Below are 26,771 nucleotides of genomic sequence, written 5' to 3'. Positions count from 1 at the left end.
AAGTTGCTCCTATGTCAAGCGGCGGCTTGTTCGGTCGGTGCGGGGTGCGTGTGGGCGTCGGTGGTGAGTCGTTGGTAGACGGTGCGGATGAGTCGTCGTCGCAGGCACCGTAGGGCTGAAGTTTTGGTGTCGTTGGCGGCGAGGCGGTTGCGGTAGTAGGTGTAGCCGTCGGAGTCTTCGAGGCGGATTTGGGTCAGGGCGATGCGGTGCAGTGCGGTATTGAGCTGTCGGTTGCCGTGTCGGGGTAGTCGCACGCGGCCGGCGCTGTTGCCGGACCAGACGGGGATGGGTGCTGTGCCGGCGTAGCTGGCGTAGGCGTCGGCGGAGCGGAAGCGGGAGATGCCGGCGGTTTCGCCGACGATTTTGCCGGCGGTCAGTTCGGCACAGCCGGGCAACTCGAGCAAGGTCGGCACCAGTTGGCGTACTCGCTTGCCGATCTCGGTGGCGAGCTTGTTGATCCGGGCTGTCAGCGAGATGATGTCGTCGAGTTCCGCGCGGGCGATGTCGGCGAGGAGGCTGGTGTGGTTCGCGAGATGGGTGGCGAGTATTTTTTGGTGCTTGTTCATGCTCAGCGACCGGGGTTTGGGAGCGTAGGCGGGATTGATCTCATGGACCCGCCACAGCAGTCGGTTGATTGACGCAGTGCGTTGGGCGACAGCGACTTCCCGGTAGTCGACGAGGAGCCGTAACTCGCGGGATTGGGGGTCGGCGCCAGCGGCGGGCAGGTCCGGTTCGCGTAGTACCGCTCGCGCCACGGCCAGGGCGTCGATGGGATCTGACTTGCCGCGGGTGCGAGCGCTGGAGCGGGCTTGGGCCATCAACTTGGTGGGTACGCGCACCGCGGTCTGGCCGGCGCCGAGCAGGTCGCGCTCGAGGCGGGTCGACATCTGCCGGCAGTCCTCGATACCCCACACCAGATCGCCACCGAACTCGGTGAGTGCCCAGTTGATCGCTGTGTGGTGCCCTTCGGTGGTGGCCGCAGAGGTGAGGTGGCCTAGCTTCTTGCCGACGGAATCGACGGCGACGAATGTGTGAGTGGACTTGTGTACATCGACTCCAACAACAACCATGGTGGTTGCCTCCTGATTCAGAAACAGGGACAGGGACGGTTGGGCCGGCCGGTGGGCAATCCTCAGTTGGGGGCGGTGCCACGCTCCTATCAAGCCACATCGGTCGGTCCATCACACCTGGTGTTGGCACAACTTTTGGAGACCAGACCTCACCCTTTGATGGTGATGCCGGTAGGCCCATCAAGAGCCAAACACCAGGTGATCAGGACCCAACCACCGCCAGAGCGGCAACACAAGAGTCACACTGAGGTCCATCAGCCACTCGGGGAGAATCTCTGCTACACAGCGGGTTCCGGATTCTCGACCTTCGACACACCGGTCGGGCGGATGGGTATGCAGATCTGCTACGACAAGGCCTTTCCCGAAGCCGCCCGCGAACTGGCGCTGGGCGGTGCAGAGATCATCGCCTCGATCTCGGCATGGCCGACCTCGCGCACCAACACCACACCCGACATGGAAGACGATCGCTGGAAGCAGCGGTTCGACATCTACGATCGCGCACGTGCGTTGGAGAACCAGCTGATCTGGGTGTCGTCGAACCAGGCCGGAACATTTGGTTCTCTCCGATTCGTCTGCAGTGCGAAAATCGTGGGTCCAGGCGGGGAGCTTCTGGCAGGCACCGGAATCGAGCCCGGCCTTGCGACCGCAACCATCGATGTCTCCGCCGCACTGGGTGGCGCGCGGGGCAGCGGTATGTACAACCTGCGCGATCGACGGCCGTCGGTGTACGGCAGTGTCACCGCACCCAACACTTTCGAGGAGCTCACCTGTGCCTGAAATGACCTTTACCGTCCAGTGGCCCGATGGTGCTCGGCAGCAATGCTATTCACCGTCTCTGGTCGTGCACGAGCATCTGGAGGTGGGTGCGGAGTACCCGGTTGCAGAGTTCGTGGCCCGGACGACAACCGCGCTGGGCATCGCCAGTGACCGGGTGCGCGCCAAGTTCGGATTTGCGTGCACCTCGGCTGCGGCTCAGCTGGCGGACATCGAGAACGTCGCCGAGCGAATCCCGGAGGGCACGGTGGTGGTGCTGGCCATGACCGGGGCCGAGTTGATCGCTCCGCAGGACACGGGGATCGCGCGTGGCAGATAATGTCGTCCGCTCTTCACTAGTCTGATCAATCATGGCACCCATACGAGTTGCCGCGCTGGCAGCCCATTTCGGCAGGGATGTCGAACGCGCGGTCAACAAGATCGTCGGCATCATCGAGTCTGCGTCTCGCGACGGCATCGACCTGTTGGTGCTTCCCGATGCGTCGCTGGGCGGTTACATCGGGGATCTGCGCGCGCCCGACATCGAACACCTGCCACCGGCCGTCGAGACCGACGGGCCCGAGCTCGCGCGGATCGTCGCCGCGGCCGGACCCATGACGGTCTGCGTCGGTTACACAGAGGCCGCTGCAGGCGAGCGTTACAACACCGCGGTCTGTCTCACCGGCGACGGGATTCTGGGCACCCACCGCAAGGTCCATCAACCTGCGGGTGAATCACTCGCCTACGCTGCCGGCGACGCATTTGCTGCCTTCGACACCCCGGTCGGTCGTATGGGCATGCTGATCGACTACGACAAGACGTTTCCGGAATCGGCCCGCACCCTGGCCCTCGACGGCGCCAGGATCATCGCCGCGCTGTCGGCCTGGCCCGCCAGCGTCACCGATCGGGCGTCACGTCTACCCAACGACCGGCAGTCGCGACTGTTCGACCTCTATGACGCCGCGCGGGCCGCAGAGAACCAGGTGGTCCTCGTCTCGTCGAACCAGACCGGTGTCATGGACAAGCTTCGCTTCCTCGGCCAGGCCAAGGTGGTCGGCCCCGGTGGTGAGGTGCTCGCCAAGACCTGGGCGAAGGGCGGTATGGCGGTGTGCGACATCGACATCGACGCAGAGATCGATCGCGCTCGCCGAGTCCTCCATCATCTGGATGAACGTCGGGTCGACACCTACCGGCAGGAACGGCCATGAGGGTGTCGCTGCTGACCTACTCGACGAAGCCGCGCGGTGGGGTGGTGCACACACTCAATCTCGCCGAGGCGCTCGCCGAACTGGGCGCTGATGTCACGGTGTGGTCGCTGGCGCGCGGCGGAGATCCAGGGTTCTTCCGTGAGGTCGATCCGGCCGTCACCGTGAGGCTCGCACGCTTCGACGATCGCGAAGGCGACACCGTGACCGACCGGATCGTACGTTCCATCGAGGTGCTCGGCAACGAATTCGACCGTGGTGCAGCCGATATCGTCCATGCGCAGGATTGCATCAGTGCGAACGCGGTCGGTCGCTGTATCCGTACCATTCATCATCTCGATCAGTTCACGACGCCCATTCTCGCGTCCTGTCACGAGAAGGCGATCGCCCTGCCCTATGCCCGGATCTGCGTCTCGTCGGCCGTTGCCGACGAGGTCCGCGTCGGATGGGGATTCGAGCCGACCGTCATACCGAACGGGGTGCAGGCAGACAGGTTCGCCGATGCAGCCACCACGGCACCGGATGCGGTTGCCGCACGTGCACGCTGGCAACACCGGCTCGGCAGGTACGTACTCGCGGTCGGTGGCATCGAGCCGCGCAAAGGCAGCGTCGACCTGCTCGAGGCCTATGCACTGATGCGCCGTGACGATCCTGGGCTCGCGCTCGTCTTCGCCGGCGGTGAGACCCTGTTCGACTATCGCGGATATCGGGCCGATTTCGATCGGCGCGCGGCCGAACTGGGGATCGAGCCGATCGTGCTCGGGCAGGTTGACGACAACCAACTGCCCGCCCTGGTGGCCCAGGCCGCAGTCTTCGCGTTCCCGTCCACCAAAGAGGGTTTCGGCCTCGCGGCCATGGAGGCCCTCGCCGCAGGTGTCCCCGTCGTCGCACGAGATCTGCCCGTGCTGCACGAGGTGTTCGGCGACTCCGTCCGCTACGCCCGTACCCCGGAGGATCTGGCCACCGAACTGACCGCCGCGATGGCCACGGATCCGGTGCGGGTGGCCCTCGGGCGAACAGTCTCGGGCGGCCTGACCTGGAGAGCGGCTGCTCGAGCCCACCTGGACTTCTATCGCGAGGTCGGTGCCTGAACGGAGCCCCGGGGCTCGGTCAGTGGAAAGAGAACCGGCGCCGGCGCCTGGCCTTCGTCGGTGCTGCCCCGGTCATCTCCCGGATGTAATCGACCATGTCGACCAGTGCGCGACGATCTTCGTCGTCATCGCCGCCGTCTCTGTCGCCGACAACGATGGACATCGGGGTCCCCGTCCGGATGTCCAGCTCGTCCCAACACAGCGACAACAGGTGCGCGTACAGCCGACGGTGATCGACGACCAGGACGATCTTGGTGTTGTATTCGGCTGTCTTCCATGAGATCTGATCGGCGGTGTCTTGGGTGAGGGCGCCGCCGGCCGCAAAATCCTGCAGGTACATCCGGTCACCTCCGGTGGTTCGCCTCTGGTCGTCATCGTAACCCGCGCGACACGGGTCACAGCTGTTTGGAGAAGAACACCCGGTCGAAGCCGTCGATTGTCGACCGATGCGTTTCGACGAACCCACGCCGCGGATAGAAGGCCAGGTTCTCCGTCATCGCCGCGTTCGTGTAGAGCCGCAGTTCGGCCACCCCGAGTGCCCGGCCGTGTTCGGCGGCGAAGTCGAGCAGGAGCGCCCCGATCCCGAGCCCACGGGCGAGCGTGGGCACCGCGAGATTGTCGAGCAACAGGTGGTCAGGGCCCGGTGTCAGCACGATCGTTCCGACCAGCTGGCCTTCGTCCTCGGCGACCCACACCGCGCCGGTGTCGATGAGCGCCGGATAGTCGGTGTGCATCGGCGCGGGCTCGGTGCCGATCCGGTCGATGTACGGGGCGAAGGCTTCGTCGATCAGGACAGAAACCGCGTGTGCGTCGTCGGGACGTGCGGATCGGATGCTCACCATCGGTTCAGTGTGCCCAAAAAACAGTTGCCCCGGCGTCGGGGAGAGGGCACAATCGCTCGTGCCAGTGTCCCCTGCAGTGAGGCTTGTCGTGAACTCCTCCGGCGTCTTCGCGTCCTGACGCGCCTGATACCACCGCGTACGTCGCGGGATGAGTTGTCGGCGCATTCCGTCACTGCATCCTGGGAGTCACATGCGCCCGTATTCCGAATCATCCATCCTGCTGCGCGACCTCGGCTTTGACTGGCCCGACGGGACCACCGCGCTGCACGGCATCACGGCGACCATCGGGACCGGTCGCACCGGTCTGATCGGCGCCAACGGCGCGGGGAAGTCCACTCTCCTGCGTGTGTTGGCAGGGGAACTCACCCCGACCTCCGGGGCGGTCACCACGATCGGCGACACGGCCTACCTGCCTCAGACCCTCTCGCTACGGGTGGATTGGACTGTTGCCGATCTGCTCGGTGTCCGGGCGCAGCTCGATGCGCTGGCGGCGATCGAATCAGGATCGACCGATGCCGTGCACTACGACGTCATCGGGGACCACTGGGATGTCGACGCGCGGGCGGCGCAGGTGCTGGCCGAGGCGGGTCTGGCGGGAATCACGCTGGACCGCAACGTCGATACGCTCTCGGGTGGTGAGGCGATGCTGGTGGCGATCTCCGGGCTACGGCTGGCCGGCGCTCCGATCTCGCTGCTCGACGAGCCGACCAACAACCTCGATCGCGGCGCGCGGGAGCGGCTCTACACAATGCTCGACCACTGGCCCGGCACTCTCGTGGTCGTATCCCACGACACCGCGTTGCTCGAACTGATGGACACGACCGCAGAACTGCGGGAGGGCGAGCTGGTGGTGTTCGGCGGTCCGCTGACCGCCTATCACGACCACGTCGAGCAGTTGCAGCGTGCGGCTCAGCGGGATCTGCGTGCCGCCGAGCAGGTGCTGAAAACCGAACGGCGACAGCGGATCGAGGCTGAGACGAAGATTGCGCGGAGTACGAAGTCCGGGAAGGCAAAAGCTGAGAATCTACCGAAGATCCTGGTCGGTAAGCGAAAGAACAACGCCGAGGTGTCTGCGGGTCGCACGCGCACCGAGGCCGACGCCAGGATTCGCGATGCGCGCCGAGCGGTCGAGGACGCTGCCGAACTGATCCGGGAGGACAAACAGATCCGGATCAGCCTCCCCGATCCCGATGTGCCGAACAGCAGGCGGCTGGCCGAAATACATTGCGGGGACGACGTCGTGGTGCTCCAAGGGCCGGAGAGAGTTGCACTCACCGGCCCCAACGGCAGTGGGAAGACGACTCTGCTGACAACGCTGTGGCGCCCGGAGCCCCCGGCGGATGGTCCGTATGCCATCGCGCAGACGGACCGAATCGGTTACCTGGCACAGCGTTTGGATGGGCTCGACGACGACGCGAGTGCGCTCGAGAACCTCCGGGCGGCTCTCCCGGCCACCGACCCGCACGAGATCCGTGCCAAATTGGCGCAATTCCTCTTGCGCGGCGCGGCTGTCGACAAGCAGGTCGGCGTCCTCTCCGGGGGCGAGCGCTTCAGGGTGGCGCTCGCCACACTCTTGCTGGCCGCGCCACCTGCACAACTACTCGTCCTCGATGAACCGACGAACAATCTGGACATGGCAAGTGTCGATCAGCTGATCGAGGCGCTGGCCGGGTACAGGGGAGGATTGTTGGTGGTCAGTCATGACGAGCAGTTCTTGCGCAGACTCGACGTCACCAGAGAACTGCACCTCGCGGACGGGCAGCTCACGATCACCGAGGCCCCTCGTCTGTCGTGACCGGGTCTCCTCGATGTGGCGTCTCGGGTCGCCGATCTTCTGGCTCCAGGGGTGTGCGCAGTACGACGTACACGATCAGACCGGCGATCAGGGCCCAGAATGCCGATCCGATCCCGGCCACGGTCACCCCCGCAGCTGCGACCACGAAGGTGAGAACCGCCGCGGTGCGCGACTTCTCGTCCCGCAGGCTCGCCGCAAGTGATCCGGCGAGGGTATCGAGCAGCGCGAGCCCGGCGACGGTCTCGACCAGGCCGGCCGGGGCGACGGCGATGAGGGCGACCACCGTGGCCGAGCTGAAGGCGAGCACCAGATAGACGGGACTCACGGTGAATGCGGCGATCCAGCGGCGTCGGGGATTCGGCTCGGCGGCAGGCGCTGCGGCCAGAGCTGCGCTGATGGCACTGAGGTTGACGGCGTGACCGCCTGCGGGGGCGACCAAGGAGGTCAGGGCCCCGGTGACCAGCATCGAAGGCCGCCACGGGATCCGGTAGCCGAAACTGGACATCACCGCCGTCCCCGGTAAGTTCTGCGACGCCATCGTGACGATGTAGAGGGGCAGCGCGATTCCCACGCAGGCATGCCACGACCACTGGGGGACAACAAGATCCAACCGTGGGATGAGAGAGTCGCCCGTTATGGTCTTGTCGGAGGTCAGCATGACCACAGCGATCACCACGGCTGCGGTTGCGAATGCGGCGGGCACCGCCCACCGCTTTGCGTAGCGGCTCAGCACGAGCCAGACCAGCACCACCGGGGCTATCGCCAGCGGTTCGTCCGCGAACGCGTGAACGGGTTCCAGGCACAGCGGTAGCACGATGCCCGCCAGCATGGCCTGTGCGATCGGGGTCGGAATCGCCTGCACCAGCGCGCCCAGACGGGGCCACAGCCCGGTGGCCAGCACCATCACGCCGACAAGAACGAACGCTCCCACCGCGGCGGGAAACCCCCCATCGGGGGTCGCCGTGCCGGCCAGGAGCGCCGCTCCGGGGGTGGACCAGGCCAGGGTGATCGGCATCCGGTAGCGGAGTGCGAGAAAGGCTATCCCGATCGTCATCGCGAGACAGAGGGCGAAGAGTCCGGAGGCGGCCTCGTCGGCCGACGCGCCGACAGCCCGCAGTCCGGTCAGCACCACCGCGAACGAACTCGTGAAACCGACCAGGGCGGCCACGACGCCGGCGGTGATCGGCTGCGAGAGCGGCACGCGCGGGGATGTCGGATCGGTGGTCACCCGGTCATCGTAAGATAGATTGGATCTTGGATCCAATAAAGCCCGGTCCTGCAGAGGGAGCAATGCCACCGAAGCGTTCGACGCACGTCCTCGACACCCTGGGGCTGCGGCCCACGGCGGTCCATCACGCGCGCACGGTCATCGAAGACACCCTGGCCGACGCGATCCTGGGGGGACACCTCGTCAGCGGCACTCCGCTACGCCAAGCCGAACTGGCGGAGGTCTTCGGGGTGAGTCGGATGCCGGTCCGCGAGGCGCTCCTCGCGCTGTCGGCGCGTGGACTCGTCGACAACGTGCCGCACAAGGGCGCTGTGGTGATCTCTGTGGACGCCGCCGATGTCGTCAACACCTACCGGATCAGGGCGATGCTCGAACCCGAGGCACTAGGGGGCTCGATACCGCTGCTCGGCCCGGGTGATCTCGACCATGCGCGAGAATGCCTGCTCGCCATGGACGGCGAACCCGCTCTGGCGGATCTGGGCCGGCTGAACTCCGAGTTCCATCTCTCGCTGTATCGGCGCCATCCGAATGCCAAGTTGCTGAAACTGATCGCGGCAGAACTCGACGACGAGGAGCGCTACCTGAGGTTCCATCTCGCAGAATTGGGTACCGGTCAATTGGCGCAGGATGAGCACCGGCAAATTCTGGAGCACGCGGTGGCGCGTGAGGTCCAGCAGGCCGTCGCGGTGTTGCGGCAACACATCTCGGCCGCGGCCGACACGATCGAGGCGTACTTTCGGCAGCGATCACCGAACTGAGAACGCGAGGAGCACCGAACCCGTCATGCCAGAAGGCGACACAGTTTTCCAGGCAGCTGCCAGACTGCACCGTGCCCTTGCCGGAAAGACAGTGACGCGATGCGATGTTCGGGTCCCGCGGTATGCCACGGTCGACCTGAGTGGGAAACAGGTCGACGAGGTGATCGCCCGTGGCAAGCACCTGTTGATCCGCGTCGGCGACGTCTCGGTGCACTCGCATCTGAAGATGGAAGGTCGCTGGGACATCTACGAGAAGGGTGAGAAGTGGCGTCGCCCAGGTTTCAAGGCCCGCATCATCCTCGAGACGGCCACCGTACAGGCGGTGGGGTTCGAGCTCGGCAAGTTGGAGATCCTGCGTCGGACCGAAGAGGACAAAGCGGTCGGGCACCTCGGTCCGGATCTGCTCGGACCGGACTGGGACGCAGAGACCGCCGTCGCCAATCTCGGCGCCGACCCGGCCCGTCCGATCGGTCTCGCGCTGCTCGACCAACGCAACCTTGCCGGGATCGGCAACGTCTTTCGCGTCGAGATGTGTTTTCTGCGCCGGACCCATCCCGCAGTGCCCGTCGCCGACGCCGGCGACCTGAGTGAGTGGGTCGCGCTGGCCAAACAGGTTCTGGAGTACAACCGCACGAGGTCGATGCGGGTGACCAACGTCGACAGGCCCGGGGAGCGCACCTGGGTCTACGGCCGCGCGGCGCGGCCCTGTCGTCGGTGCGGAACCACCATCAAGAAGGCGGATTTCGGCACCATCACCGACATGGATCGTGTCATCTACTGGTGCCCGCTGTGTCAGCCGCGGCCGTGACCAGATCGGCAGCGTCCGCCGCGGAATCAGGCGGTGCCGGCCGATCGGTGCGGGCCCGCCAGATCGCTGCACCCGCGGCAAGGATCACCAGGGCCAGCACGAACACGCTGTAGCCGATGGCGGTGGGACGAAGGCCGACGTGGATCACCGCGAATCCGGCGATGACCGCCGGGATGCTGAAACCCGTGTAGCTCACGATGAACAGGGTGGAGAACACCTGGCCACGCGACGCCGGGGCAGTGACGGCGATGAGGGTGGCCATCACCCCGACGAACGTCGCGCCGAATCCGAAACCGGCGACCATCGATCCGATGACGTAGGTCGGCACGTTCGCCGAGATCGTCGCGATCAGGCTCAGGATGAGACCCGTGCCCAGCGTGCTCAGGCCCACCGCCAGTTTGCGATTCGCGCTCCAGCCGGACGCCGTCGCCGAGCCGATGGCACCGAAGCCGAAGAACGAGCCGATGATCAGGCCGGCCACCATGTGATTCTCGATGTCGAGGATCCGGGCAGTGATGGACGAACCCAGCGAAAGGTACAGACCGCCGAGTGACCAGGTGGCGAACATCGCGGGTATCGACGCGATGAACACCCCACGGACAGCGGGCGGCAGGCTCGCGTTCGGGCGCAGCACCTTCCAGAGATGCCGGCGTGAGGTGAAGCCGGTGCGGGGTGAGGTCTCCGGGATGAAGACGATGAAAGCGGCGACGACCACGAACGTCGCGATGAGGATCAGGAACACCAGTTCGCGGGGCATCGGTGCGTACTGGACCAGGGTCCCTGCGCCGATGGCTCCGAGCGCCAAACCTCCGGGTGGTGAGGCTGAACTGGCGATCGAGCCGGCCCGCGGGGTCGGCTGTAGGTCGACGAGCGCCGCGCTCAGGGTTCCCGTGATCGCGCCGGCGGCAACGCCTTGCAACACCCTGGCAGCGATGAGCATCGGCACGCCGTCGGCGAAGGCGAACATCACCATCGACGCCGTCAGCACAGCCAGACCCCCGAAGAGGACCGGCTTGCGACCGACGTGATCGGAGAGCGAACCCACGGTCAGCAGCCCCGCCAGCAACGCGATGACGTAGACCGCGAAGATCACCGTCAAAGTGAAGGACGAAAACCCCCAGAGCTCTTGGTAAACGGGGTACAGGGGTGACGGTGCGGCGGCACCGAACATCATGGCGACCGTGGTGATGGCGATCAGCCGGAAAGCGGCTGATGAACCGAGGGCGGGTCGGTGCATGAAAATCTCCAGACGGTTAAAGCAACAACTTTTGCTTTTGGCGACAGTAACACCGTTCGTGTGCTTAAAGCCACTCGATTTGCAATAATGGATGGCGTGAGCGCACCGACACGTACCGACACCCCCCGCCGCCCCGGCGGACGCAGTGCCCGGGTGCAGTCCGCCGTCTACACGGCGGTCGGTGAACTCGTGAGTGAAGGCTTCCGCGAGACCATGACGATCCCGCAGGTCGCCGAACGGGCCGGTGTGAACCCGACGAGTATCTACCGTCGCTGGGGCGTGATGGAGGCACTCCTGGAAGAGGTGGCTGTCGCCGCGCTGACCAAGGACGAGCCCCTTCCCGACACCGGCACCATCTCCGGTGATCTGCAGGAGTGGGCGACGGTCATCGTCGACGACATCACCCGGCCTCAGCGGACCACGTATCTGCGGGCGATGGTCGGTGCCCGCAAGGAAATCGGCGCGTGCCCGTGCTGGGACACCCGTGAGGGGCAACTGCAGTTGATGATCGACCGGGCGCGGCAGCGTGGTGAAGACGTGCCGTCGGTCCGGCGGGCCCTCGACCACATCGTCGCCCCGCTCTACCACCACGTCGTTTTCGGTCTACCAGCCGATCGCGATTACGCGCATCTACTGGTGGGCGATGTGATGGCGATGGGTGACGACTGAGGTCACGTCCTGGTCGGTTCAGGGAGCCGGCCTTCGCCTCGTGCCCCGAACCCAGGTCTTGCCGAACATCGCGGCTCTGTCCTGACGTCGTAAAGCCCGCTCAGAGGCCACTTTTGCCATACCCTTAGATGCTCCGGGGCGTGGTCGCGTCACATCGGACGGCAGGTGACAAGGGGGCAATCGTGGGATTTGTGATCGGATTCGCTCCGTGGATCGTCTTCTGGGTCCTGGTCGGCAACGCCGGCTTCGTCACCGCGGTTCTGGTGTCGTTCGGACTGACGATCGCCGGGCAGGTGTTCCAGCGCCTGCGGGGTGAACCGTTCCGCACTCTCGAGGTCGGCACGGTCGCGGTCTTCGCAGTGCTGACCATCGCGGCTCTGACGCTCGACGAAAATGTTCTCGAACGCTGGCTGCAACCGTTGAGCAACCTGGGGTTGTTCCTGATCGCACTGACCGGTGTTCTCATCGGCAGGCCGTTCGTGCGCGAGTACGCAGAAGACTCCGTGGACGCACAGACCGCGGCGAGTAGCGGATTCACCTACATCACGACTGCGATGACGTGGATGTGGGTGGCTGCATTCGGCGCGATGACCGTGTTGTCGATGATCCCGCCGATCGTCGACGGAGACGCCACCATCAAGGACGACGGCGACGCGTTGTCGATCATCTGTTACTGGGTCGCACCTTTCACGTTGCTGGGACTGGCCGGATTGGTCTCGTCGGTCTTCCCCAACTGGTTCGACGCCAGGTCGAAGGAGGTCGCCGCCCGAGAAGTGGTCGACGTTCCGGCGCCCGCCGCGCAACCGGCGCCGCAGCCCGACATCGCGACCAGCGGACTCACCATCGTCGCACCCCAGCAAACGCGACATGACGAGTCGTTCGGCCTGCAGGTCACCGGCGCCGATCCGGGTGCGGCTGTCACGGTGACCGCAGGTGGCGTCGACCTCTTCGGAACACCGTGGTCGAGCCGGGCGGAGTTCACCGCGTCGGCCGACGGCGTCGTCGATGTAGGTCTGCAGGCACCCGACCGCGGCGACTGGACCGTCGCAGACGCGGATGCACCGCTGTGGGCGATGAGTCCGGACCCGACCGGCGACAGGGTTCCCGAACTGTTCGTGCCGCCCGTCGGTCCATGGCAGGTGGTCCTCGAGGCCACCTCCGCCGACGGCCTGGTCCGGCGCACCGTGCTGCGATCACCGGAGGCGCCGGGGGTGGCGACCTCCGAACTCGACATCGCCGGTCGGCCCGCGTTGTTGGCGCTACCCGCAGGTGACCCTCCGGCGGCCGGGTGGCCGGCCGTCGCGTGCTTCGGTGGGTCCGAAGGCGGCGTCGACTCCCAGCGCGTCACCATCGCGACCCTGGCGTCCAACGGAGTCGCGGCGTTGGCCTACTCCTGGGTCGATGAGGAATCGCCGGACAATCCTGAGGCGAAGCTGGTCGACATCCCGCTCGAGCGGTTCGGTGCCGCGATCGACGCGCTGGCCCGCACCCCTGGGGTCGACGCGGGGCGACTCACCGCGATGGGGATCTCTCGCGGTGCCGAAGGCCTCACGGCGGCGGCCACCGTCTCGCGGCTCCCGGTCAGCGGTCTCGTACTCGTGAGTCCGAGTTCGGTCTCGTGGCAGGCGATGGGGCCCGACGGCGAGATTCCCGACACCGCGTCGTGGGCCGTCGGTGGCGAGCCGCTGAGCTGGACGCCGCTCCCGACCGGGTCGCTGATGCCGCAGCTGATCAAGAACGCCTGGCGCGTGCACCGCGACATCGCGCACCGCACGCCCAGTCTTCTGCGACTGCATGCCGCGTACACCGCCGGACTCGACGCGGCCGGTCCCACGGCTGCCAGGCTCCCATCCGAACTCATCGACGTCCCCATCCTCTGCATCGCCGGATCCGACGATCAACTCTGGCCGTCGTCGCGGATGGCGACCGAACTTCTGGCGGCCCGTTCGAATCCGGCGGATGAACTCTTGACGCTCGAGGACGCCGGACACCTCATCCGGCTTGCGACCCTGCCCGCGACAGCCCAGTGGACCGGCGGGATCGCGTTCGGCGGCACCGCCTCGGGGCAGGGGCTTGCCCAGCGGGCCGCGGCAACGGCGGTCCTGCGCTTCGCGGTGCGGGTTCCCGTCTGATCAGGCGTTCGTGGTCGAGCCCTGACTCCGGCACAGTCGCCACCTTGCACTCGGCACCTGTGAGTGCTAAAACGGTGGCTGGCACTCGACAACCGTGAGTGCCAGGTTGGAACGGTGAGATCGGTCCTAATGACACGACCGATCGTCCGTCGCGGGCACCGGAACCGACCACCGAACTTCAGTGTCACCCCCTATCGGAGGATCACTTCGTAATGGCCAAGATCATCGCGTTTGACGAAGAGGCCCGTCGCGGCCTCGAGCGGGGCCTCAATGCCCTCGCCGACACCGTAAAGGTGACGTTGGGACCCAAGGGTCGCAACGTCGTGCTCGAAAAGAAGTGGGGCGCCCCCACCATCACGAACGACGGCGTCTCCATCGCCAAGGAGATCGAGCTCGAGGATCCCTACGAGAAGATCGGCGCTGAGCTGGTCAAAGAGGTCGCCAAGAAGACCGACGACGTCGCGGGCGACGGCACCACCACCGCCACCGTTCTCGCTCAGGCCCTGGTTCGCGAAGGCCTGCGCAACGTCGCAGCCGGCGCCAACCCGCTCGGCCTCAAGCGCGGCATCGAGAAGGCCGTCGAGGCTGTCACCGAGTCGCTGCTGAAGTCCGCCAAGGAGATCGACACCAAGGAGCAGATCGCTGCTACCGCCGGTATCTCCGCGGGCGACCCCGCCATCGGTGAGCTCATCGCCGAGGCCATGGACAAGGTCGGCAAAGAAGGCGTCATCACCGTCGAAGAGGCACAGACTTTCGGCCTGAGCCTCGAGCTCACCGAGGGCATGCGTTTCGACAAGGGCTACATCTCCGGCTACTTCGTCACCGACGCAGATCGCCAGGAAGCCGTCCTCGAGGATCCGTACATCCTGCTGGTCTCCGGCAAGGTGTCGACCGTCAAGGACCTGCTGCCGCTGCTGGAGAAGGTCATCCAGGCCGGCAAGCCGCTGCTGATCATCGCCGAGGACGTCGAAGGCGAAGCTCTCTCGACCCTGGTCGTCAACAAGATCCGTGGCACCTTCAAGTCCGTCGCCGTCAAGGCTCCGGGCTTCGGTGACCGCCGCAAGGCCATGCTGGCCGACATCGCCATCCTCTCCGGTGGAGAGGTCATCAGCGAAGAGGTCGGACTGTCCCTCGAGGGCGCCGGCATCGAGCTGCTCGGCACCGCCCGCAAGGTCGTTGTCACCAAGGACGAGACCACCATCGTCGAGGGCGCGGGAGATTCCGACGCCATTGCCGGTCGTGTTGCCCAGATCCGCGCCGAGATCGAGAACAGCGACTCCGACTACGACCGTGAGAAGCTGCAGGAGCGTCTGGCCAAGCTGGCCGGTGGCGTTGCTGTCATCAAGGCGGGCGCTGCAACCGAGGTCGAGCTCAAGGAGCGCAAGCACCGCATCGAAGATGCCGTGCGCAACGCCAAGGCTGCTGTCGAAGAGGGCATCGTCGCCGGTGGCGGCGTGGCTCTGCTGCAGTCCGAGTCGGCCATCGATTCGCTGACCCTGGAAGGCGATGAGGCCACTGGCGCCAACATCGTCCGCGTCGCCCTGGAGGCTCCGGCCAAGCAGATCGCGTTCAACGCCGGCCTCGAGCCCGGTGTTGTCGCCGACAAGGTCCGCAACAGCCCGCTGGGAACCGGCCTCAACGCCGCAACCGGTGTGTACGAGGATCTGCTGGCCCGTGGCATCAACGACCCGGTGAAGGTCACCCGCTCGGCGCTGCAGAACGCAGCCTCGATCGCGGCCCTGTTCCTCACCACCGAGGCCGTCGTCGCCGACAAGCCCGAGAAGAACGCTGCACCGGCCATGCCGGGTGGCGACGAGATGGGCGGCATGGGCTTCTAGTCCACGCACCCCCAGCTCTACCCTTTTCAACTGAGCCCGGTCACCTTTCGGTGGCCGGGCTCAGTGCTGTCCTGCGCGCACACAGGTGCACACGCTCGAGCCAAAATCAGCAGTTGCAACATGTGCTTTTGACTGAAGCGTGTGCATGTGTGGGTCTTTTACCCCCCGCGATCTGAGTAGTTTCCCGCTCCCGCAGGGTGGCGGTGCGGCCATAGTGTCCTGGCATGACCTTCACCCAGCAGCCTGTGAGGCCGCCCCGCACCACCAATCAAGTAGTCGACGTCGTCATGACCGTGGTGCTGCTCGTGGTCCACGGGCTCGCGTTCATGGTCAGCGCCTACATCAGTCTGTTCTTCGCGATGGCCACCGACTCCTGCTACGGCGAGTGCGACACCGCACCGCTGACCGCCGCGTTCGTGGTCACCGACGGCGGAGGGCTGCTGACCCTGGCCCTGGCGATCATCGTCTCGATCGTCCTGCTGGTGCGTCGCTGCCTTGCCTTCTGGGTACCGCTGGTCGGAATCGCGATCCAGATCGCGCTGGTGGTCGCGGGCGCCCACCTCGCAAGCAGCATCATGTGAACTGGCAACGCTGGCGGAGTCCGGGGTTCCGACGTACAATTTTCTGTACGTCGATCGGAGAACGCTATGCGAACCATGACTTACTCAGAGTCCCGCGCCAGGTACGCGGAGACCCTCGACTCGGTCATCAACGACCGTGAAGAGGTCGTGATCACCCGGGCCGGCCATGACCCCGTGGTGATCGTCTCCCTTGACGACTATCAGTCACTCAAAGAGGCAGCCCATCTCTTGCGAAGTCCGGAGAACGCGCGGCGACTGCTCGCGGCGATCGACAATCTCGAGCGCAACGGCGGCAAGGCGCGAGATCTCGTCGAGTGAAGTACATCTGGGACCAGCATGCTTGGGATGACTATCTCTGGTGGCAGATCCAGGATCGAAAGATCGTCAAGCGAATCAACACGTTGATCAAAGACATCGCCCGCAACGGTAACGAAGGAATGGGTAAGCCCGAGCCGCTGAAGCATGGCTTCAGTGGCTACTGGTCCCGCCGGATCACGGATGAGCACCGGCTCGTCTACAAAGTGGTCGACGACGAGATTCGTATCGCCGCGTGTAGATACCACTACGGCCGATGACCGATGATGTGCCCTTATGGCGAACAAACACCCAGGTGGACTCCGCCAGAACAATTCATTTCCGGGTCAGGCGTCTGATTCGAGAGTCACGGTTGTCGAGCTCCACGACGAAGGCATGGGACATCGTGGTGTCCCGAGTGCTGCTGTTGGGGGCGAGAACCCAGTTCCGCATCGCCGGGTACTGCACCGGAAAGCTCCTGAGCTCGTTGATGTTCCGGTGATCTCGGGTCGGAACGAGAATGCGACGACGTGCTTGATCAAGGTCTGCTCCTACCTGGTGACAGCCGGCCCCGGTTGACGGTGTGGTGAGGTCTCGCTCGACGGGTGGTGGGTGATCGCTTCGATGGTGTGGGTGGGCGCGGGCGTCGGCAGCGCCTTCGTCTCGCTCGCTTTTTCGCGGGTGCCCGCGTGGTTGCTGGTCGCGGGCGTACACCTCGGCAGCATCATGTGAGCGCCACGGTCCTGGGAAAAGTTGGTTCCCTTTGGTGTTGAGGCGCCTGGGCCGGGTCAGTCGACGACGCGCTGGGATAGATACCCGCGAGCGCCTTCGAACAATGTCGTCTCCGACGCCGCCGCGACGGCATGCCCCACCGAGTCCTCGATCGGGTGGCCGGCAACGAGATGCGCCGCCAGCGTGCCGACGAAGCAGTCTCCCGCGCCGGTTGTGTCCACAGGTGCTACCGAGGGCGCTGGGACGGCAGTATGCGAATCGCCTTGCACGAACAGCGCCCCCTCCGCACCCAGGGTGACTACCACTATCGAAGGGCCGATGACGCTGCGCGCTTTGTGAACAGTCGACCCGCCGGAGACGAAAGGGCGGGAGACGACGTCGAGCTCAGTCTCGTTGACCACCAGCACGTCGATCGCGTCGAGGAGCGCGGCCGACAATTCGACGGCCGGTGCGGCATTGAGGATCGTGATACCCGTCGATGCCCGCGCGGCCGCAAGAACGGCGTCGATCGGGATCTCGAGTTGCAAGACGACGGCACCGGCGCCCCGCACATCCTGGGCTCGTTCAGCGGTCATCAGGGCATTGGCGCCGGCGGCGACGACGATGGTGTTCTCACCCTCGAAGTCGACCGTGATGAACGCAGTGCCGGTGGGCGCATCCACATTGCGGACGGAAGTTTCGTCTACCCCCGCGTTCCACAACGCGTTCCGTGCACGCGTGGCGTCGTTGTCGTTGCCAACGTTTCCGACCATCACGGTGTCAGCACCCGCGAAGGAGGCCGCGCATGCCTGGTTGGCCCCTTTGCCGCCAATGTCGCGATGTAGTCGAGTGGCGTGGACCGTCTGCCCTGGTCCCGGGAGTCTGTTCACGAACACCGAGGTGTCAGCGTTGATCGACCCGAAGACCACCACCTGGGCATTGTGCCGTTCGGGTCGTGAAGACGGCTCAGGCAACAGGTTCCACCGTTTCATGGTCGGGAGTGCAGGGCCGTCGATGGATGAGTAAGCGGACCTGTGCAGTGGATTGTATAGACTGTGCCAGCCTGTTGTGCTTGCAACGGAGGTGGCGCATGGCGTCAAGAGTGGTCGCCGGTTCAACCGGAGGCAGAGCCTGCGCTGCGCTGATTCTGTGCGATGTCGGAATGTCCGAGGCGATACGTCGGTTGAGTCAAACATGAGCGCTCCCATCACCGTCGACATCTGGTCCGACATCGCCTGCCCGTGGTGCTACATCGGTAAACGGAAGTTCGAGGCGGGACTGGCTGAGTTCGAAGGTCGCGACGACGTCGAGGTGACCTACCACAGCTACGAGCTCGCGCCTGATACTCCGGTGGATTTCGAGGGCTCGGAGATCGACTTCCTGGCCCAGTACAAGGGGTTGCCTGCTGACCAGGTCGAAAAGATGCTCGGCCAGGTCGGCGGGGTCGCGGCGGAGGTGGGTCTCGACTACGACTTCGACAAGCTGCAGCACACCAAGACGCTCAAAGCCCACCAGGTCCTGCACTACGCGAAACAGCAGGGCAAGCAGCTCGAGTACGTCGAGCGACTGTTCAAGGCCTACTTCGAGCAGGGTAGGCACGTCGGTCGCGACGAAGAACTCGCCGACCTCGCTGCCGACGTCGGTCTGGACCGCGATGCAGTTCTCGCTGCCCTTGACTCGGGCGAGTTCGCCGACGCCGTCGCGGCCGACATCGATCAAGCTCGTGCCTACGGCATCTCCGGCGTTCCGTTTTTCGTGGTCAATGGAAAGTACGGGGTATCCGGCGCGCAGGCGGCTGAAGCGTTCACCGGAGTTCTCGAGAAGGTTCGCGCCGAGGAGACCAGTGGTGTCTGAGCCGATCACGCCGTTCGAGATGGTCGGCGACGTCGACGCCGGGGTGTGTGTCGATGGTGTGTGCACGCTGCCCGGCGCCGAGGTCGAGACTTCTGGGACGAATCCGGCGACAGATCGCTAGCCTCTCGCAAGCGACGCATTGATCCTTGCGGATCGGGTAAGCGACTGGCATGCAGACGTTCCTGCCGTATGCCGATTTCGCCCGCTCGGCGGCCGTCCTCGATGTGCCGCGGCTGGGCAAGCAACGCGTGGAGACACTCCAGATTTTGCGCGCGCTCGAGCTGTTCGACTACGGCTGGGGCACTCATCCCGCCGTCCAGATGTGGCGGGGCCACACCCCGGCCCTGGTCTGTTACGGACTGACGTTCGTCGCCGAGTGGACACGGGGAGGTCGCGCCGACACCACGGCCGAGAAGATTGCAGAATTCGCACCAGAGGTGAGCGGTCGCTCGCAGGAAGAACTCGTCGCCGACGGTCTCATGCCACCCTGGTGGGGCGACGAGCGTCTGCACAGCAGCCATCGGTCGGCGCTGGTCCGTAAAGATCCCAACTTCTATCGGCCGGTCTTCGGCGACGATGACGGCGACGTCCCGTACTTCTGGCCTGACCCACCGAGTGCGCCGAGCACGCTTCGCACGGGTGACGGTTCGGTGTGGGTGGTCCGGCCGTCGTCGCCCGAGCAGTTCGCCGAGTTCTTCCGACGAGGGTACGTCGGCTTCGGAACGGAGTCGGGTCTCGACGTCGACGCCTCCTCGGGAGGCGACCTGCGGGTCCTGCTCAAGGAGGCCGGTTCCGGGCGCAGGCCCGGTAAGGACCTGCGCGTGCTCGCCTCCTTCGTCTCCGACCTGGATGTCGGAGATCTGGTGGCCGTTCCGGTGGCGGGGGAGGACCACCTCGAACTCGGATCGATCACCGGACGGTACGAATTCATCAGGCGCTCGAACACGTTGACGCCCCATCGCCGGCGCGTGCGTTGGCAAGGCAGGATCCACAGGAGCGACGTCGAACCTCCTGCGCTGCTACAGAATCCCCGCGCGCTGTTTCCCGTCCCGATCTCTACCTCCGATGATGGGTCCTTTCGGCGAACGAAGTCCCAGGTCGGCACCGCCAGAACGACCCATCATCGGGGGGCGGGGGACTAGCGAGGTGGGGTCCAGCCGTACGCCGTGGTCAGTGTTGCCCGCCCGACCTCATGAATCTCGAGCGCTGCACTCAGTTCGCGGGGGCCCGCATGCCTTGTCAGAGGCAGCCTTCCGACATCGACCGCGTACACCGTGAAGATGAACCTGCCCGGCAGGCCGAGGGCTGCAGGTGCGGGACCGAGGTATCGGGCGAGGCCTAGATCATTGCGTAATTGCTTTGCCACACTGGGTAATCGCTCGCCCACACCATTGCCGGCATCGACGACCAGCGACGTCACGCCTCCGCTGATGTCGGCAACGGCCCAGTAGCACCGGCCGGTGCTGTCGTGCGCGGTGACCGCGTACGACAGCGTTCCGAACGGTGCGCCCGACCACTGCAACGACGGGGACACATCGAGGCCACCACCCTTCAGGAGGCCGGCCCGTTGGGGGGTCCGTAGCCGGCCGCCATCGGCGACCTCGTCGGAGCGCAACCGCAGACGTGGCTGCGCCCGGACGAGAGTCGGAGCGAGGAAATCGGTGGTCATCGCCGTGTCAGTAGATGTTCGAGGGTCGGACCATACCTTCGGCGAGGTCGCCGAATCCGGGAGCCATGATGGCCCCCGGATTGACGAGAACCTCTTCGACGACCAGGGTTTCGGTGGTCAGCAAGAGTGCCGCAATGGACGCCGCACTCTGCAGCGCGGACCGCGTCACCTTCAGCGGATCGATGATCCCGTCGCCGAACATGTCGCCGTAGGTGTCGGTCACGGCATTGAATCCGTGGCCCTCCGGCAACGTCGACACCCGTCGTACCGCTTCATCACCGTCGTAGCCGGCGTTGATGGCGATCCACCGTAGCGGTTCTTCGACTGCACGACGGACGATTTCGCGGCCTTCGGCAGCATCACCGGTCAGCTCGAGCAGGTCCAGCGTCGGCTGCGCCTGGATGAGCGCGGTGCCACCACCGGCGACGATGCCTTCCTCCATGGCGGCGCGGGTGGCCGACAGGGAATCCTCGACGCGGTGCTGCTTCTCCTTCAGTTCCACACCGGTGGCTGCGCCGACGTGGATCATCGCGACCCGGCCCGACAGCCGCGCTATGCGCAGTTGCAGGTTGTCCTGATCGTGCTCGTTCTCGGTGCGGGCGTGTTCCTGCTCGAGCTGATGGATCCGCGCCTTCACTTCCTCCACGTTGCCGCCACCGTCGACCATCGTGGTCGAGTTCTCGGTCACCGTGATCTTCTTCGCCGTACCGAGGTGCTCGAGGCGGACATCCGCGAGGGACAACCCGGAGTCGGAGCTGACCACCCGACCCCCGAGAATGGCTGCGAAATCTTCCAATTCGGCAACGCGGCGGTGGCCGAAGCCTGGAGCACGGACAACCACCGAGCGGAAGGTGTCGTGCATGTTGTTCGTCACGAGCATGCTCAGGGCTGGGCCGTCCATGTTCTCGCACAAGATCAACAGCGGACGCTTGCTGCGCTGCACCTGCTCGAGGACCGGCATCAGAGTCTGGACCGTCGTGATCTTCTGATTGGTGAGCAGCACGTAGGCGTCTTCGAGTTGCGACTCCATGCGATCTTTGTCGGTGACGAAGTACGGCGAGATGTAGCCGTGGTCGAACTCGACTCCGTCGACGTAGGACAATCCCAGTCCGAACTGTGGCCACTCCTCGACACTGACGACGCCGGTCACGCCCACGTGGGTCATGGCAGCGGCGATGATGTCGCCGATGTCGGTGTCGTTGTTGGCCGAGAGCATGGCGACGTGGCGGAGCTGCTCCTCGCCGGTGACCTCGCGTGAACGTTGCTGCAGCAGCGCCACTACCGCGTCCACCGCCTTCTCGATGCCACGCTTGAGCTGCATCGGGTTTGCGCCGTTGTCGACGGCACGGAGACCTTCGCGAACCATGGCCTGGGCCAATACCGTTGCGGTGGTGGTGCCGTCGCCTGCCACCCCGTTGGTCTTCGTCGCGACCTCCTTGACCAGCTGGGCGCCCATGTTGGCGTACGGGTCGCGGAGCTGGATCTCCTTTGCGATGGTGACACCATCATTCGTGATGGTCGGTGCCCCCGTGAGCTTCTCGAGTACCGCATTACGTCCCTTGGGCCCGAGGGTCACTTTCACCGCATCGGCGAGGGCGTTGACGCCCTCTTCCAATCGAGCCCGGGCGTCAGAACCGAACTTCAAATCCTTTGCCATTGTGCACGCACCTTCTTGTGTAGATGAATTGGTAGAGCTGAGATGAAACGGGTTCTACGGAACCAAGATCGCCCTTCCGCGAACGTTTCCCGCATCGAGATCACTCAGGGCCGTGGCGAACTCGGCCAGCGGATAGGTGCTGGTGTGCAGGGACACCTTGCCTTGGGCGGCCAGCACCATGAGTTCGACGAGATCGTTGTAGGAACCGACGAGGTTTCCGATGAAGTTGATCTCGGTGGAGATCACGTCGATGGTCGGTATGGACAGGGTGCCGCCGTATCCGATCACGTAGTAGTTGCCTGCGCGACGGAGCATCCCGACGCCGTCCTCGATGGCGCCGCCTTCCCCGACGAAATCGATGACCGCCTCCGCGCCGTTGCCGTCGGTGAGGTCGAGGACCTGCTGGACCTGCGTGCCGTCGGCCACCACGGTGTGGTGAGCGCCTAGCTCCGAGGCCAACGCCAGGGCGGGTTCGGACCGGTCGACCACGATCATGCGGGCGGCCGACAGTGCGGCGAGTACCTGGACGCCGATGTGTCCGAGACCTCCTGCGCCGATGACCACGGCGGTGTCGCCGGGACGCAGGAATCTGGCCGCCTTGGCCACCGCGTGATAGGCGGTCAGGCCGGCGTCGGCGAGCGCTGCGACGTCGGCCGGCTTGAGTGACGTGTCGAGTTTGACCACTGCACGGGCGTTGGTCTTGAGGTACTCGGCGTAGCCACCGTTGCTGTCGATACCGGGGAATGCCGATGCGACGCAGTGCACATCGTCACCTGCGCGGCAATACCGGCACAGGCCACAGGTCGCGAGCGGATGAAGGATCACCGGGTCGCCGACCTTCACCGACGTCACCGCGCTGCCCACCTCCTCGACCCAGCCGGCGTTCTCGTGCCCGATCGTGTACGGCAGCGTCACCCCGGACTTCCGCTCCCACTGACCTTCGATGATGTGCAGATCGGTACGGCAGACACCGGCACCACCGATCTTGACCACGACATCCAGCGCACCCTCGGCGTGGGGATCGGGGACCTCCACGAGCTCGGGTTTGGTGTCGTAGGCGGACAGTTGCACCGCTCTCATGACTCTCTCCTCAAGGTTGGCATTCCCAGATCGGCGCCACCGAAGGCTCCGATGCCGCTCTGGGTTCCGGGTGACTCGTCGTCTCCATAGCGGGTTTCCAGCAGACCGCGGCAGAAGATGCCGTTGCCTTCGATGCTGACCCGGACGGACTTCGCGAACCGCAGCCTCTTCGGCAGCCTCTCGGCGCTCATCGCCTCGCCGTCGTGCTCGATCATGACCAGCGACATCTCGGTCAACGGCAGCCCGACATCACTCCGTCGCCGCATCAGGGAGTCGGTTTCCAGCCCGGAGGGTAGGTCACCGATCCGCAGCGACGTATAGGCGTCGAACTCGACACCGTCCGCCGCGAGCCGCTTGGTCATCCGGTCCAGCGAGGCCAAATAGGCCTTGCGCTGGAACGTCTGTCGGAGCTCCTCGAGTTCACCGATTGCTTCGGTCGGGAACGAACCGGTGAACCCGGCCCGCGCCGCGACACCGCTGTTGATCTCGTCGGACGCGAAGTGATCCTCCAGACGCACCGAGGTCCGGGCGACTTCGGGCAGCGCGGCCACCGCGTCGTAGGCGTCGGCGACCATGAGGTAGGCGAAGTTCGGAGCACAGAAGTAGGTCGGCAGCCGCAGTCGGATCGACACCTCCGCCCCCTGCTCACCACGGTCGATCTCGACCGTGGTGACGAACTTCAGGTCCGTGATCGGCTCGTCGAGCTCCGGATCCTGCACCGTGCCCAGCGCTTTCCAGACCTTCTCTGCGACAACATGATCACGACCGACGATGGCGCTGGGCCAATCGAGACCCGTCAGATCGCGGGTATTCGTCACCGTCATACCGTGACCGCCTCCGGGCTGCTGCCGACCGGCTTCTCCGCGGGGGCTTCTTCATTGGATTTGATCTGGGCCTCGGCCGGGACGTCGAAGTCGTACAGCTTGGCGGCGTTCAGACCCAGGATCTTCTTCTTGATCTGGGTGTTGAGGGTGCCGTACTCGGACTGCATGTCCTCGGGCATCTGGAAGTCGACGAACTTCTCGATGAGCCAGGCCGGCTTCCAGATGGCGTAGTCGCTGGCGAACGTCAGACGGTCTTCGCCGACCCAGTAGAGCAGTTCGCCGATGATCTGGGCGAAGTAGCGGGGCCGGGTGTGGATGAACGGCATGGCAACCGCCAGGCCGCCGTACACATTCGGCTCCTGCGTGGCGATCCAGCAGAAGTCTTCGAGACGCGGCAGACCCACGTGCTCGACGATGAAGTTGAGGTCTGGGAACGCCGTGGCCACGTCATCGACATCGGCGACGTCGAACGCGTCCCGGTTGAGGGGGTAGATGGTCGGACCCTTGTGGATGTGGACGTTCTTGATCCCCAGCTCCTGGGTCTTCTCCAGGTAGCGGTAGGACCAGTCGTCGGTGAGCTTGTAGCCCTTCGAGTCGCCCTTCCACTCGGCGGTGTAGAGCTTGACGCCCTTGAGGTTCCAGCGCGATGCCAGCTTCTCCAGATCTTCGAGTCCGGCCTCGCCGTTGCGGGGGTCCCAGGCGCCGTTGGTGATCAGCTTCTCCGGGTGTTTCTCGGCAAGCGCGCCGTTGCGCTCGGTGGTGTTGAAACCTTCGATGTAGAAATCGTTGAGGTAGGTGGGCTGGAAGATTCCCTTGTCTACGTAGCCGACCTCGAACAGGTCGTGCATGAGATCCTCTTCGGTGTAGCTACCGAACTTCTCGAGGGTCCACTTCTCCGACTCGGGGGAGAGATTGGAGTGGTAGTCGTAGAAACACCCTGTGAACCCCTTGCCGTAGCGGTTCTTCTGATTGCGCGGACCGCCGTTCCAGAAGTGGATATGGCTGTCGACGATGTAGTAGCTTTCGCCGTCCTTGTTGTACATCGATTACTCCAATACTGGTGGGGGAGCCGGAACATCGAATGCGTCCCGGCAAGGGGTTGTGGGGGAGGGGGGTGCACGCGAGCAGGCATGGGGTTCTGACGATCAGAACCCCATGCCCGCTCGGATCAGTCGACGACTTTGAGATCGAAATCGATGAACTCGGCGGCGTCTTCGGGGTTGGCGAATAGCATGGTCCGGTCATCGAAGTGGACCATCCGCCCGTAGTGGGTGGACATGATCTCCTCGAAGTTCGACTGGTCGAAGTCGGCGCCGAGGGCATCGGTGATCTCGTCGAAATCGAAGGTGAGTACGTTCTTTCCGTCCACCCGGATCATCGACGGGAACTCGGCGATCTCGACACCTTCCTTCTTGCTCATGATCTCGGCGACCACGTAGCCGTTCTGGTTGTTCATCAAGGTGACACCGCACATGTTGGACGAACCGATGTCGGCGCCAAATGTCATCTCGCTGCTCATGCGTCCAGCTCCTTCGATACGGGGATTTTGAGATCGTCGAGGACGGTCCGCAGGCCGGCCTTCGCCGTGTTGAACGAGTCCTGGAAGGGGACGTGTCGTTCCTGTGGCTGCGACCAGATCGGTTGCAGCTCGCGGGCCGCTGCCAGACTGAGCGGGATCCACTTGTCGGACCACTGGCCGAGCAGTTCTCGGTTCGCCTCACCGTGCTCCTCGTCGTTGACGAGCAGTCGCAGGAGCGTCCGGGTGTAGCCGAGATCGCGGTTGTAGTCGTGCTCACCGGATCCGACCAGCGACGGCGTGACGTAGTCACCGTTGCGGGCGGCGATCTGCATCACGAGCAGCGACCGGAAGAGCACACCGACGAGCTGTTCGAAGATGATGTTCGTCGCGAACACCGCCTCAGCCCAATCACCCTCGGCAGTCAGCAGTTCGACGTTCTCTCGGACGCCCTGCCAGACCGGATCGTTATGCCAGACATCTCGGTGCACGGCGCCGTCGAAACCCTCGATGGTGTCGGTCAGGTCCAGGTTGTAGAGCGCCAGATCCTGGGCGAACCGCATCTTGTGTGCGCTGTTCACGCAGATCGCGTTGTTCAGCATGTTCGTCGGTGCCGACCGCTGCGCGGCGGTGAACACGTGCAAGCCCAAGCCGTTCTCGGCGTGCATCCAGGCACCCAGATTGCGCTGGATGAACGTTGCCCAGCTCGGAGTCCAGGATGCGTAGGCATCCGAGAGCTTGGCGTTGGCCAGGTTCTGCTGGACCTGCCGAACCACGTTGGCGTTGTTGCGGTAGATCGTCTGCTCCCACTCCTCGTTGGGATCGCGGAACTGATGCCAGTCAGACGATTTGAGCGCCGTCCAGTCCTTGGGGTAGCCACCCGGGCCGTCGGCGAAGCCGTAGATCCAGCCCTGCGACAGATGCCGCTCGGGGTCTGGCTGGACGTCGAAGGTCACATCCTCGTAGGTGGTGGCACGCATCTTCGCGGGCTTGAAGTAGTTGTAGCTGCGGCTCTTCGAGCTGGGGAAGTCGAGTGCTCCGGCCTCGGCATCGGTGAACTTGGGCTTGGGGAAACTGCGCACCGGTTGACCGGTGGCTGCACCGGTGTCGGGCTTGGGGGCTGCGGGGGCGCTCATTGTTGAACTCACTTTCTGCTGAG

28 protein-coding genes and 1 pseudogene are annotated in these 26,771 nt (G+C 64.9%); 16 read left to right on the top strand and 13 right to left on the bottom strand.

Going from position 1 to position 26,771, the window contains the following annotated elements; all coding sequences use genetic code 11:
• Positions 1–14 precede the first annotated feature (14 nt).
• Positions 15–1,070 (bottom strand): IS110 family transposase, encoded by a 1,056-nt coding sequence (locus tag BH683_RS05470; RefSeq protein ID WP_084834247.1) that lies wholly within the window; start codon positions 1,068–1,070, stop codon positions 15–17.
• Between the two features lie 222 nt (positions 1,071–1,292).
• On the opposite strand from BH683_RS05470, the pseudogene BH683_RS05465 reads away from it, so the two are divergent.
• The 4 genes and pseudogenes from BH683_RS05465 to BH683_RS05450 form a co-directional block, all read left to right on the top strand.
• A pseudogene (locus BH683_RS05465) lies at positions 1,293–1,847 on the top strand (carbon-nitrogen hydrolase family protein); the annotation flags it as partial.
• Positions 1,840–2,163, top strand: coding sequence for an MSMEG_0570 family nitrogen starvation response protein (locus BH683_RS05460; RefSeq protein WP_084835254.1), 324 nt, complete (start codon positions 1,840–1,842; stop codon positions 2,161–2,163). The pseudogene BH683_RS05465 and the gene BH683_RS05460, both read left to right, overlap by 8 nt.
• Positions 2,164–2,194: 31 nt before the next feature.
• On the top strand, positions 2,195–3,031 hold the full coding sequence (locus tag BH683_RS05455) for a carbon-nitrogen hydrolase family protein (RefSeq protein WP_084835253.1): 837 nt from the start codon (positions 2,195–2,197) through the stop codon (positions 3,029–3,031).
• On the top strand, positions 3,028–4,119 hold the full coding sequence (locus BH683_RS05450; protein WP_084835252.1) for an MSMEG_0565 family glycosyltransferase: 1,092 nt from the start codon (positions 3,028–3,030) through the stop codon (positions 4,117–4,119). The genes BH683_RS05455 and BH683_RS05450 overlap by 4 nt, the downstream gene beginning before the upstream one ends.
• A gap of 19 nt (positions 4,120–4,138) precedes the next feature.
• Here BH683_RS05450 and BH683_RS05445 read toward each other — a convergent pair whose 3' ends face one another.
• Positions 4,139–4,459, bottom strand: a complete 321-nt coding sequence (locus BH683_RS05445) for a hypothetical protein (protein WP_084835251.1) — start codon at positions 4,457–4,459, stop codon at positions 4,139–4,141.
• A gap of 55 nt (positions 4,460–4,514) precedes the next feature.
• Positions 4,515–4,961: a GNAT family N-acetyltransferase gene (locus BH683_RS05440; protein ID WP_084835250.1), complete on the bottom strand. Its 447-nt coding sequence runs from the start codon at positions 4,959–4,961 to the stop codon at positions 4,515–4,517.
• A 190-nt stretch (positions 4,962–5,151) separates the two neighbouring features.
• On the opposite strand from BH683_RS05440, the gene BH683_RS05435 reads away from it, so the two are divergent.
• Positions 5,152–6,756 carry an ATP-binding cassette domain-containing protein gene (locus BH683_RS05435; protein WP_084835249.1) on the top strand — a complete coding sequence of 535 codons (1,605 nt, stop codon included), beginning with the start codon at positions 5,152–5,154 and terminating at the stop codon, positions 6,754–6,756.
• On the opposite strand, the gene BH683_RS05430 is transcribed toward BH683_RS05435, so the two are convergent.
• Entirely contained in the window at positions 6,731–7,984 is a 1,254-nt protein-coding gene (locus BH683_RS05430; RefSeq protein WP_084835248.1) for a benzoate/H(+) symporter BenE family transporter, read from the bottom strand. The genes BH683_RS05435 and BH683_RS05430 overlap by 26 nt on opposite strands.
• Before the next feature lie 62 nt (positions 7,985–8,046).
• Here BH683_RS05430 and BH683_RS05425 point away from each other — a divergent pair, with 62 nt between their 5' ends.
• Both BH683_RS05425 and BH683_RS05420 read left to right on the top strand, forming a co-directional pair.
• Positions 8,047–8,742, top strand: coding sequence for a GntR family transcriptional regulator (locus BH683_RS05425; RefSeq protein ID WP_084835247.1), 696 nt, complete (start codon positions 8,047–8,049; stop codon positions 8,740–8,742).
• A 25-nt stretch (positions 8,743–8,767) separates the two neighbouring features.
• Positions 8,768–9,550 (top strand): DNA-formamidopyrimidine glycosylase family protein, encoded by a 783-nt coding sequence (locus tag BH683_RS05420; RefSeq protein ID WP_084835246.1) that lies wholly within the window; start codon positions 8,768–8,770, stop codon positions 9,548–9,550.
• On the opposite strand, the gene BH683_RS05415 is transcribed toward BH683_RS05420, so the two are convergent.
• Positions 9,513–10,787: an MFS transporter gene (locus BH683_RS05415; RefSeq protein WP_084835245.1), complete on the bottom strand. Its 1,275-nt coding sequence runs from the start codon at positions 10,785–10,787 to the stop codon at positions 9,513–9,515. The two genes, BH683_RS05420 and BH683_RS05415, sit on opposite strands and share 38 nt — an antisense overlap.
• Positions 10,788–10,883: 96 nt before the next feature.
• Here BH683_RS05415 and BH683_RS05410 point away from each other — a divergent pair, with 96 nt between their 5' ends.
• The 6 genes from BH683_RS05410 (at position 10,884) to BH683_RS05385 (ending at position 16,582) form a co-directional block, all read left to right on the top strand.
• Positions 10,884–11,456, top strand: a complete 573-nt coding sequence (locus tag BH683_RS05410; protein WP_246833203.1) for a TetR/AcrR family transcriptional regulator — start codon at positions 10,884–10,886, stop codon at positions 11,454–11,456.
• 182 nt (positions 11,457–11,638) lie between these two features.
• A complete protein-coding gene (locus BH683_RS05405; RefSeq protein ID WP_084835267.1) occupies positions 11,639–13,588 on the top strand; it encodes an acyl-CoA thioesterase/bile acid-CoA:amino acid N-acyltransferase family protein in 1,950 nt (649 codons plus the stop codon).
• Positions 13,589–13,800: 212 nt separating this feature from the next.
• Entirely contained in the window at positions 13,801–15,426 is a 1,626-nt protein-coding gene (gene groL, locus BH683_RS05400; protein WP_084835243.1) for a chaperonin GroEL, read from the top strand.
• 224 nt (positions 15,427–15,650) lie between these two features.
• Positions 15,651–16,007 (top strand): hypothetical protein, encoded by a 357-nt coding sequence (locus BH683_RS05395; protein WP_143695977.1) that lies wholly within the window; start codon positions 15,651–15,653, stop codon positions 16,005–16,007.
• A 66-nt stretch (positions 16,008–16,073) separates the two neighbouring features.
• Positions 16,074–16,325, top strand: a complete 252-nt coding sequence (locus tag BH683_RS05390; protein ID WP_084835241.1) for a type II toxin-antitoxin system prevent-host-death family antitoxin — start codon at positions 16,074–16,076, stop codon at positions 16,323–16,325.
• Positions 16,322–16,582, top strand: a complete 261-nt coding sequence (locus BH683_RS05385) for a Txe/YoeB family addiction module toxin (RefSeq protein ID WP_084835240.1) — start codon at positions 16,322–16,324, stop codon at positions 16,580–16,582. The genes BH683_RS05390 and BH683_RS05385 overlap by 4 nt, the downstream gene beginning before the upstream one ends.
• A 507-nt stretch (positions 16,583–17,089) precedes the next feature.
• Here BH683_RS05385 and BH683_RS05375 read toward each other — a convergent pair.
• Entirely contained in the window at positions 17,090–18,004 is a 915-nt protein-coding gene (locus BH683_RS05375) for a ribokinase (protein WP_168186974.1), read from the bottom strand.
• A 202-nt stretch (positions 18,005–18,206) separates the two neighbouring features.
• On the opposite strand from BH683_RS05375, the gene BH683_RS05370 reads away from it, so the two are divergent.
• Genes BH683_RS05370 through BH683_RS05365 form a run of 3 tightly spaced genes read left to right on the top strand, consistent with a single transcriptional unit; the run spans position 18,207 to position 20,008 of the window.
• Complete coding sequence (locus tag BH683_RS05370) at positions 18,207–18,866, top strand: DsbA family oxidoreductase (RefSeq protein WP_084835237.1); 660 nt, start codon at positions 18,207–18,209, stop codon at positions 18,864–18,866.
• Complete coding sequence (locus BH683_RS29135) at positions 18,859–18,987, top strand: hypothetical protein (RefSeq protein ID WP_281492290.1); 129 nt, start codon at positions 18,859–18,861, stop codon at positions 18,985–18,987. The genes BH683_RS05370 and BH683_RS29135 overlap by 8 nt, the downstream gene beginning before the upstream one ends.
• A gap of 49 nt (positions 18,988–19,036) precedes the next feature.
• Positions 19,037–20,008, top strand: a complete 972-nt coding sequence (locus tag BH683_RS05365) for an MSMEG_6728 family protein (RefSeq protein ID WP_210405163.1) — start codon at positions 19,037–19,039, stop codon at positions 20,006–20,008.
• On the opposite strand, the gene BH683_RS05360 is transcribed toward BH683_RS05365, so the two are convergent.
• The 7 genes from BH683_RS05360 to BH683_RS05330 form a co-directional block, all read right to left on the bottom strand.
• Entirely contained in the window at positions 20,005–20,535 is a 531-nt protein-coding gene (locus BH683_RS05360; protein WP_084835236.1) for a YbhB/YbcL family Raf kinase inhibitor-like protein, read from the bottom strand. The two genes, BH683_RS05365 and BH683_RS05360, sit on opposite strands and share 4 nt — an antisense overlap.
• Positions 20,536–20,542: 7 nt before the next feature.
• Positions 20,543–22,192, bottom strand: a complete 1,650-nt coding sequence (groL, locus tag BH683_RS05355) for a chaperonin GroEL (protein ID WP_084835235.1) — start codon at positions 22,190–22,192, stop codon at positions 20,543–20,545.
• A 54-nt stretch (positions 22,193–22,246) separates the two neighbouring features.
• Complete coding sequence (locus BH683_RS05350) at positions 22,247–23,272, bottom strand: NAD(P)-dependent alcohol dehydrogenase (RefSeq protein ID WP_084835234.1); 1,026 nt, start codon at positions 23,270–23,272, stop codon at positions 22,247–22,249.
• A complete protein-coding gene (locus BH683_RS05345) occupies positions 23,269–24,090 on the bottom strand; it encodes an iron-sulfur cluster assembly protein (protein WP_210405162.1) in 822 nt (273 codons plus the stop codon). Before BH683_RS05345 ends, BH683_RS05350 begins: the two co-directional genes overlap by 4 nt.
• Before the next feature lie 2 nt (positions 24,091–24,092).
• Complete coding sequence (locus BH683_RS05340; protein WP_084835232.1) at positions 24,093–25,139, bottom strand: amidohydrolase family protein; 1,047 nt, start codon at positions 25,137–25,139, stop codon at positions 24,093–24,095.
• Positions 25,140–25,264: 125 nt separating this feature from the next.
• Positions 25,265–25,615 (bottom strand): propane 2-monooxygenase effector subunit MimD, encoded by a 351-nt coding sequence (gene mimD, locus BH683_RS05335; RefSeq protein WP_084835231.1) that lies wholly within the window; start codon positions 25,613–25,615, stop codon positions 25,265–25,267.
• Positions 25,612–26,748, bottom strand: a complete 1,137-nt coding sequence (locus BH683_RS05330; RefSeq protein ID WP_084835230.1) for an aromatic/alkene monooxygenase hydroxylase subunit beta — start codon at positions 26,746–26,748, stop codon at positions 25,612–25,614. Before BH683_RS05330 ends, mimD begins: the two co-directional genes overlap by 4 nt.
• Positions 26,749–26,771: the final 23 nt, after the last annotated feature.

The sequence above is a fragment of the Williamsia sp. 1138 genome (genome assembly GCF_002095435.2).
Taxonomy (GTDB): domain Bacteria; phylum Actinomycetota; class Actinomycetes; order Mycobacteriales; family Mycobacteriaceae; genus Williamsia.
This window is presented reverse-complemented; position numbering and strand designations above follow the sequence as displayed.

Bases quoted from the DNA above. Each gene is read 5' to 3' on its own strand.
- BH683_RS05370 (WP_084835237.1), top strand. From the start codon at position 18,207: ATGAGCGCTCCCATCACCGTCGACATCTGGTCCGACATCGCCTGCCCG.
- BH683_RS05425 (WP_084835247.1), top strand. From the start codon at position 8,047: ATGCCACCGAAGCGTTCGACGCACGTCCTCGACACCCTGGGGCTGCGG.
- BH683_RS05455 (WP_084835253.1), top strand. From the start codon at position 2,195: ATGGCACCCATACGAGTTGCCGCGCTGGCAGCCCATTTCGGCAGGGAT.
- BH683_RS05375 (WP_168186974.1), bottom strand. From the start codon at position 18,004: ATGAAACGGTGGAACCTGTTGCCTGAGCCGTCTTCACGACCCGAACGG.
- groL (WP_084835235.1), bottom strand. From the start codon at position 22,192: ATGGCAAAGGATTTGAAGTTCGGTTCTGACGCCCGGGCTCGATTGGAA.
- BH683_RS05420 (WP_084835246.1), top strand. From the start codon at position 8,768: ATGCCAGAAGGCGACACAGTTTTCCAGGCAGCTGCCAGACTGCACCGT.
- BH683_RS05330 (WP_084835230.1), bottom strand. From the start codon at position 26,748: ATGAGCGCCCCCGCAGCCCCCAAGCCCGACACCGGTGCAGCCACCGGT.
- BH683_RS05350 (WP_084835234.1), bottom strand. From the start codon at position 23,272: ATGAGAGCGGTGCAACTGTCCGCCTACGACACCAAACCCGAGCTCGTG.
- BH683_RS05445 (WP_084835251.1), bottom strand. From the start codon at position 4,459: ATGTACCTGCAGGATTTTGCGGCCGGCGGCGCCCTCACCCAAGACACC.
- mimD (WP_084835231.1), bottom strand. From the start codon at position 25,615: ATGAGCAGCGAGATGACATTTGGCGCCGACATCGGTTCGTCCAACATG.
- BH683_RS05340 (WP_084835232.1), bottom strand. From the start codon at position 25,139: ATGTACAACAAGGACGGCGAAAGCTACTACATCGTCGACAGCCATATC.
- BH683_RS05360 (WP_084835236.1), bottom strand. From the start codon at position 20,535: ATGACCACCGATTTCCTCGCTCCGACTCTCGTCCGGGCGCAGCCACGT.
- BH683_RS05395 (WP_143695977.1), top strand. From the start codon at position 15,651: ATGACCTTCACCCAGCAGCCTGTGAGGCCGCCCCGCACCACCAATCAA.
- groL (WP_084835243.1), top strand. From the start codon at position 13,801: ATGGCCAAGATCATCGCGTTTGACGAAGAGGCCCGTCGCGGCCTCGAG.
- BH683_RS05390 (WP_084835241.1), top strand. From the start codon at position 16,074: ATGCGAACCATGACTTACTCAGAGTCCCGCGCCAGGTACGCGGAGACC.
- BH683_RS05440 (WP_084835250.1), bottom strand. From the start codon at position 4,961: ATGGTGAGCATCCGATCCGCACGTCCCGACGACGCACACGCGGTTTCT.
- BH683_RS05450 (WP_084835252.1), top strand. From the start codon at position 3,028: ATGAGGGTGTCGCTGCTGACCTACTCGACGAAGCCGCGCGGTGGGGTG.
- BH683_RS05435 (WP_084835249.1), top strand. From the start codon at position 5,152: ATGCGCCCGTATTCCGAATCATCCATCCTGCTGCGCGACCTCGGCTTT.
- BH683_RS05415 (WP_084835245.1), bottom strand. From the start codon at position 10,787: ATGCACCGACCCGCCCTCGGTTCATCAGCCGCTTTCCGGCTGATCGCC.
- BH683_RS05470 (WP_084834247.1), bottom strand. From the start codon at position 1,070: ATGGTTGTTGTTGGAGTCGATGTACACAAGTCCACTCACACATTCGTC.
- BH683_RS05365 (WP_210405163.1), top strand. From the start codon at position 19,037: ATGCAGACGTTCCTGCCGTATGCCGATTTCGCCCGCTCGGCGGCCGTC.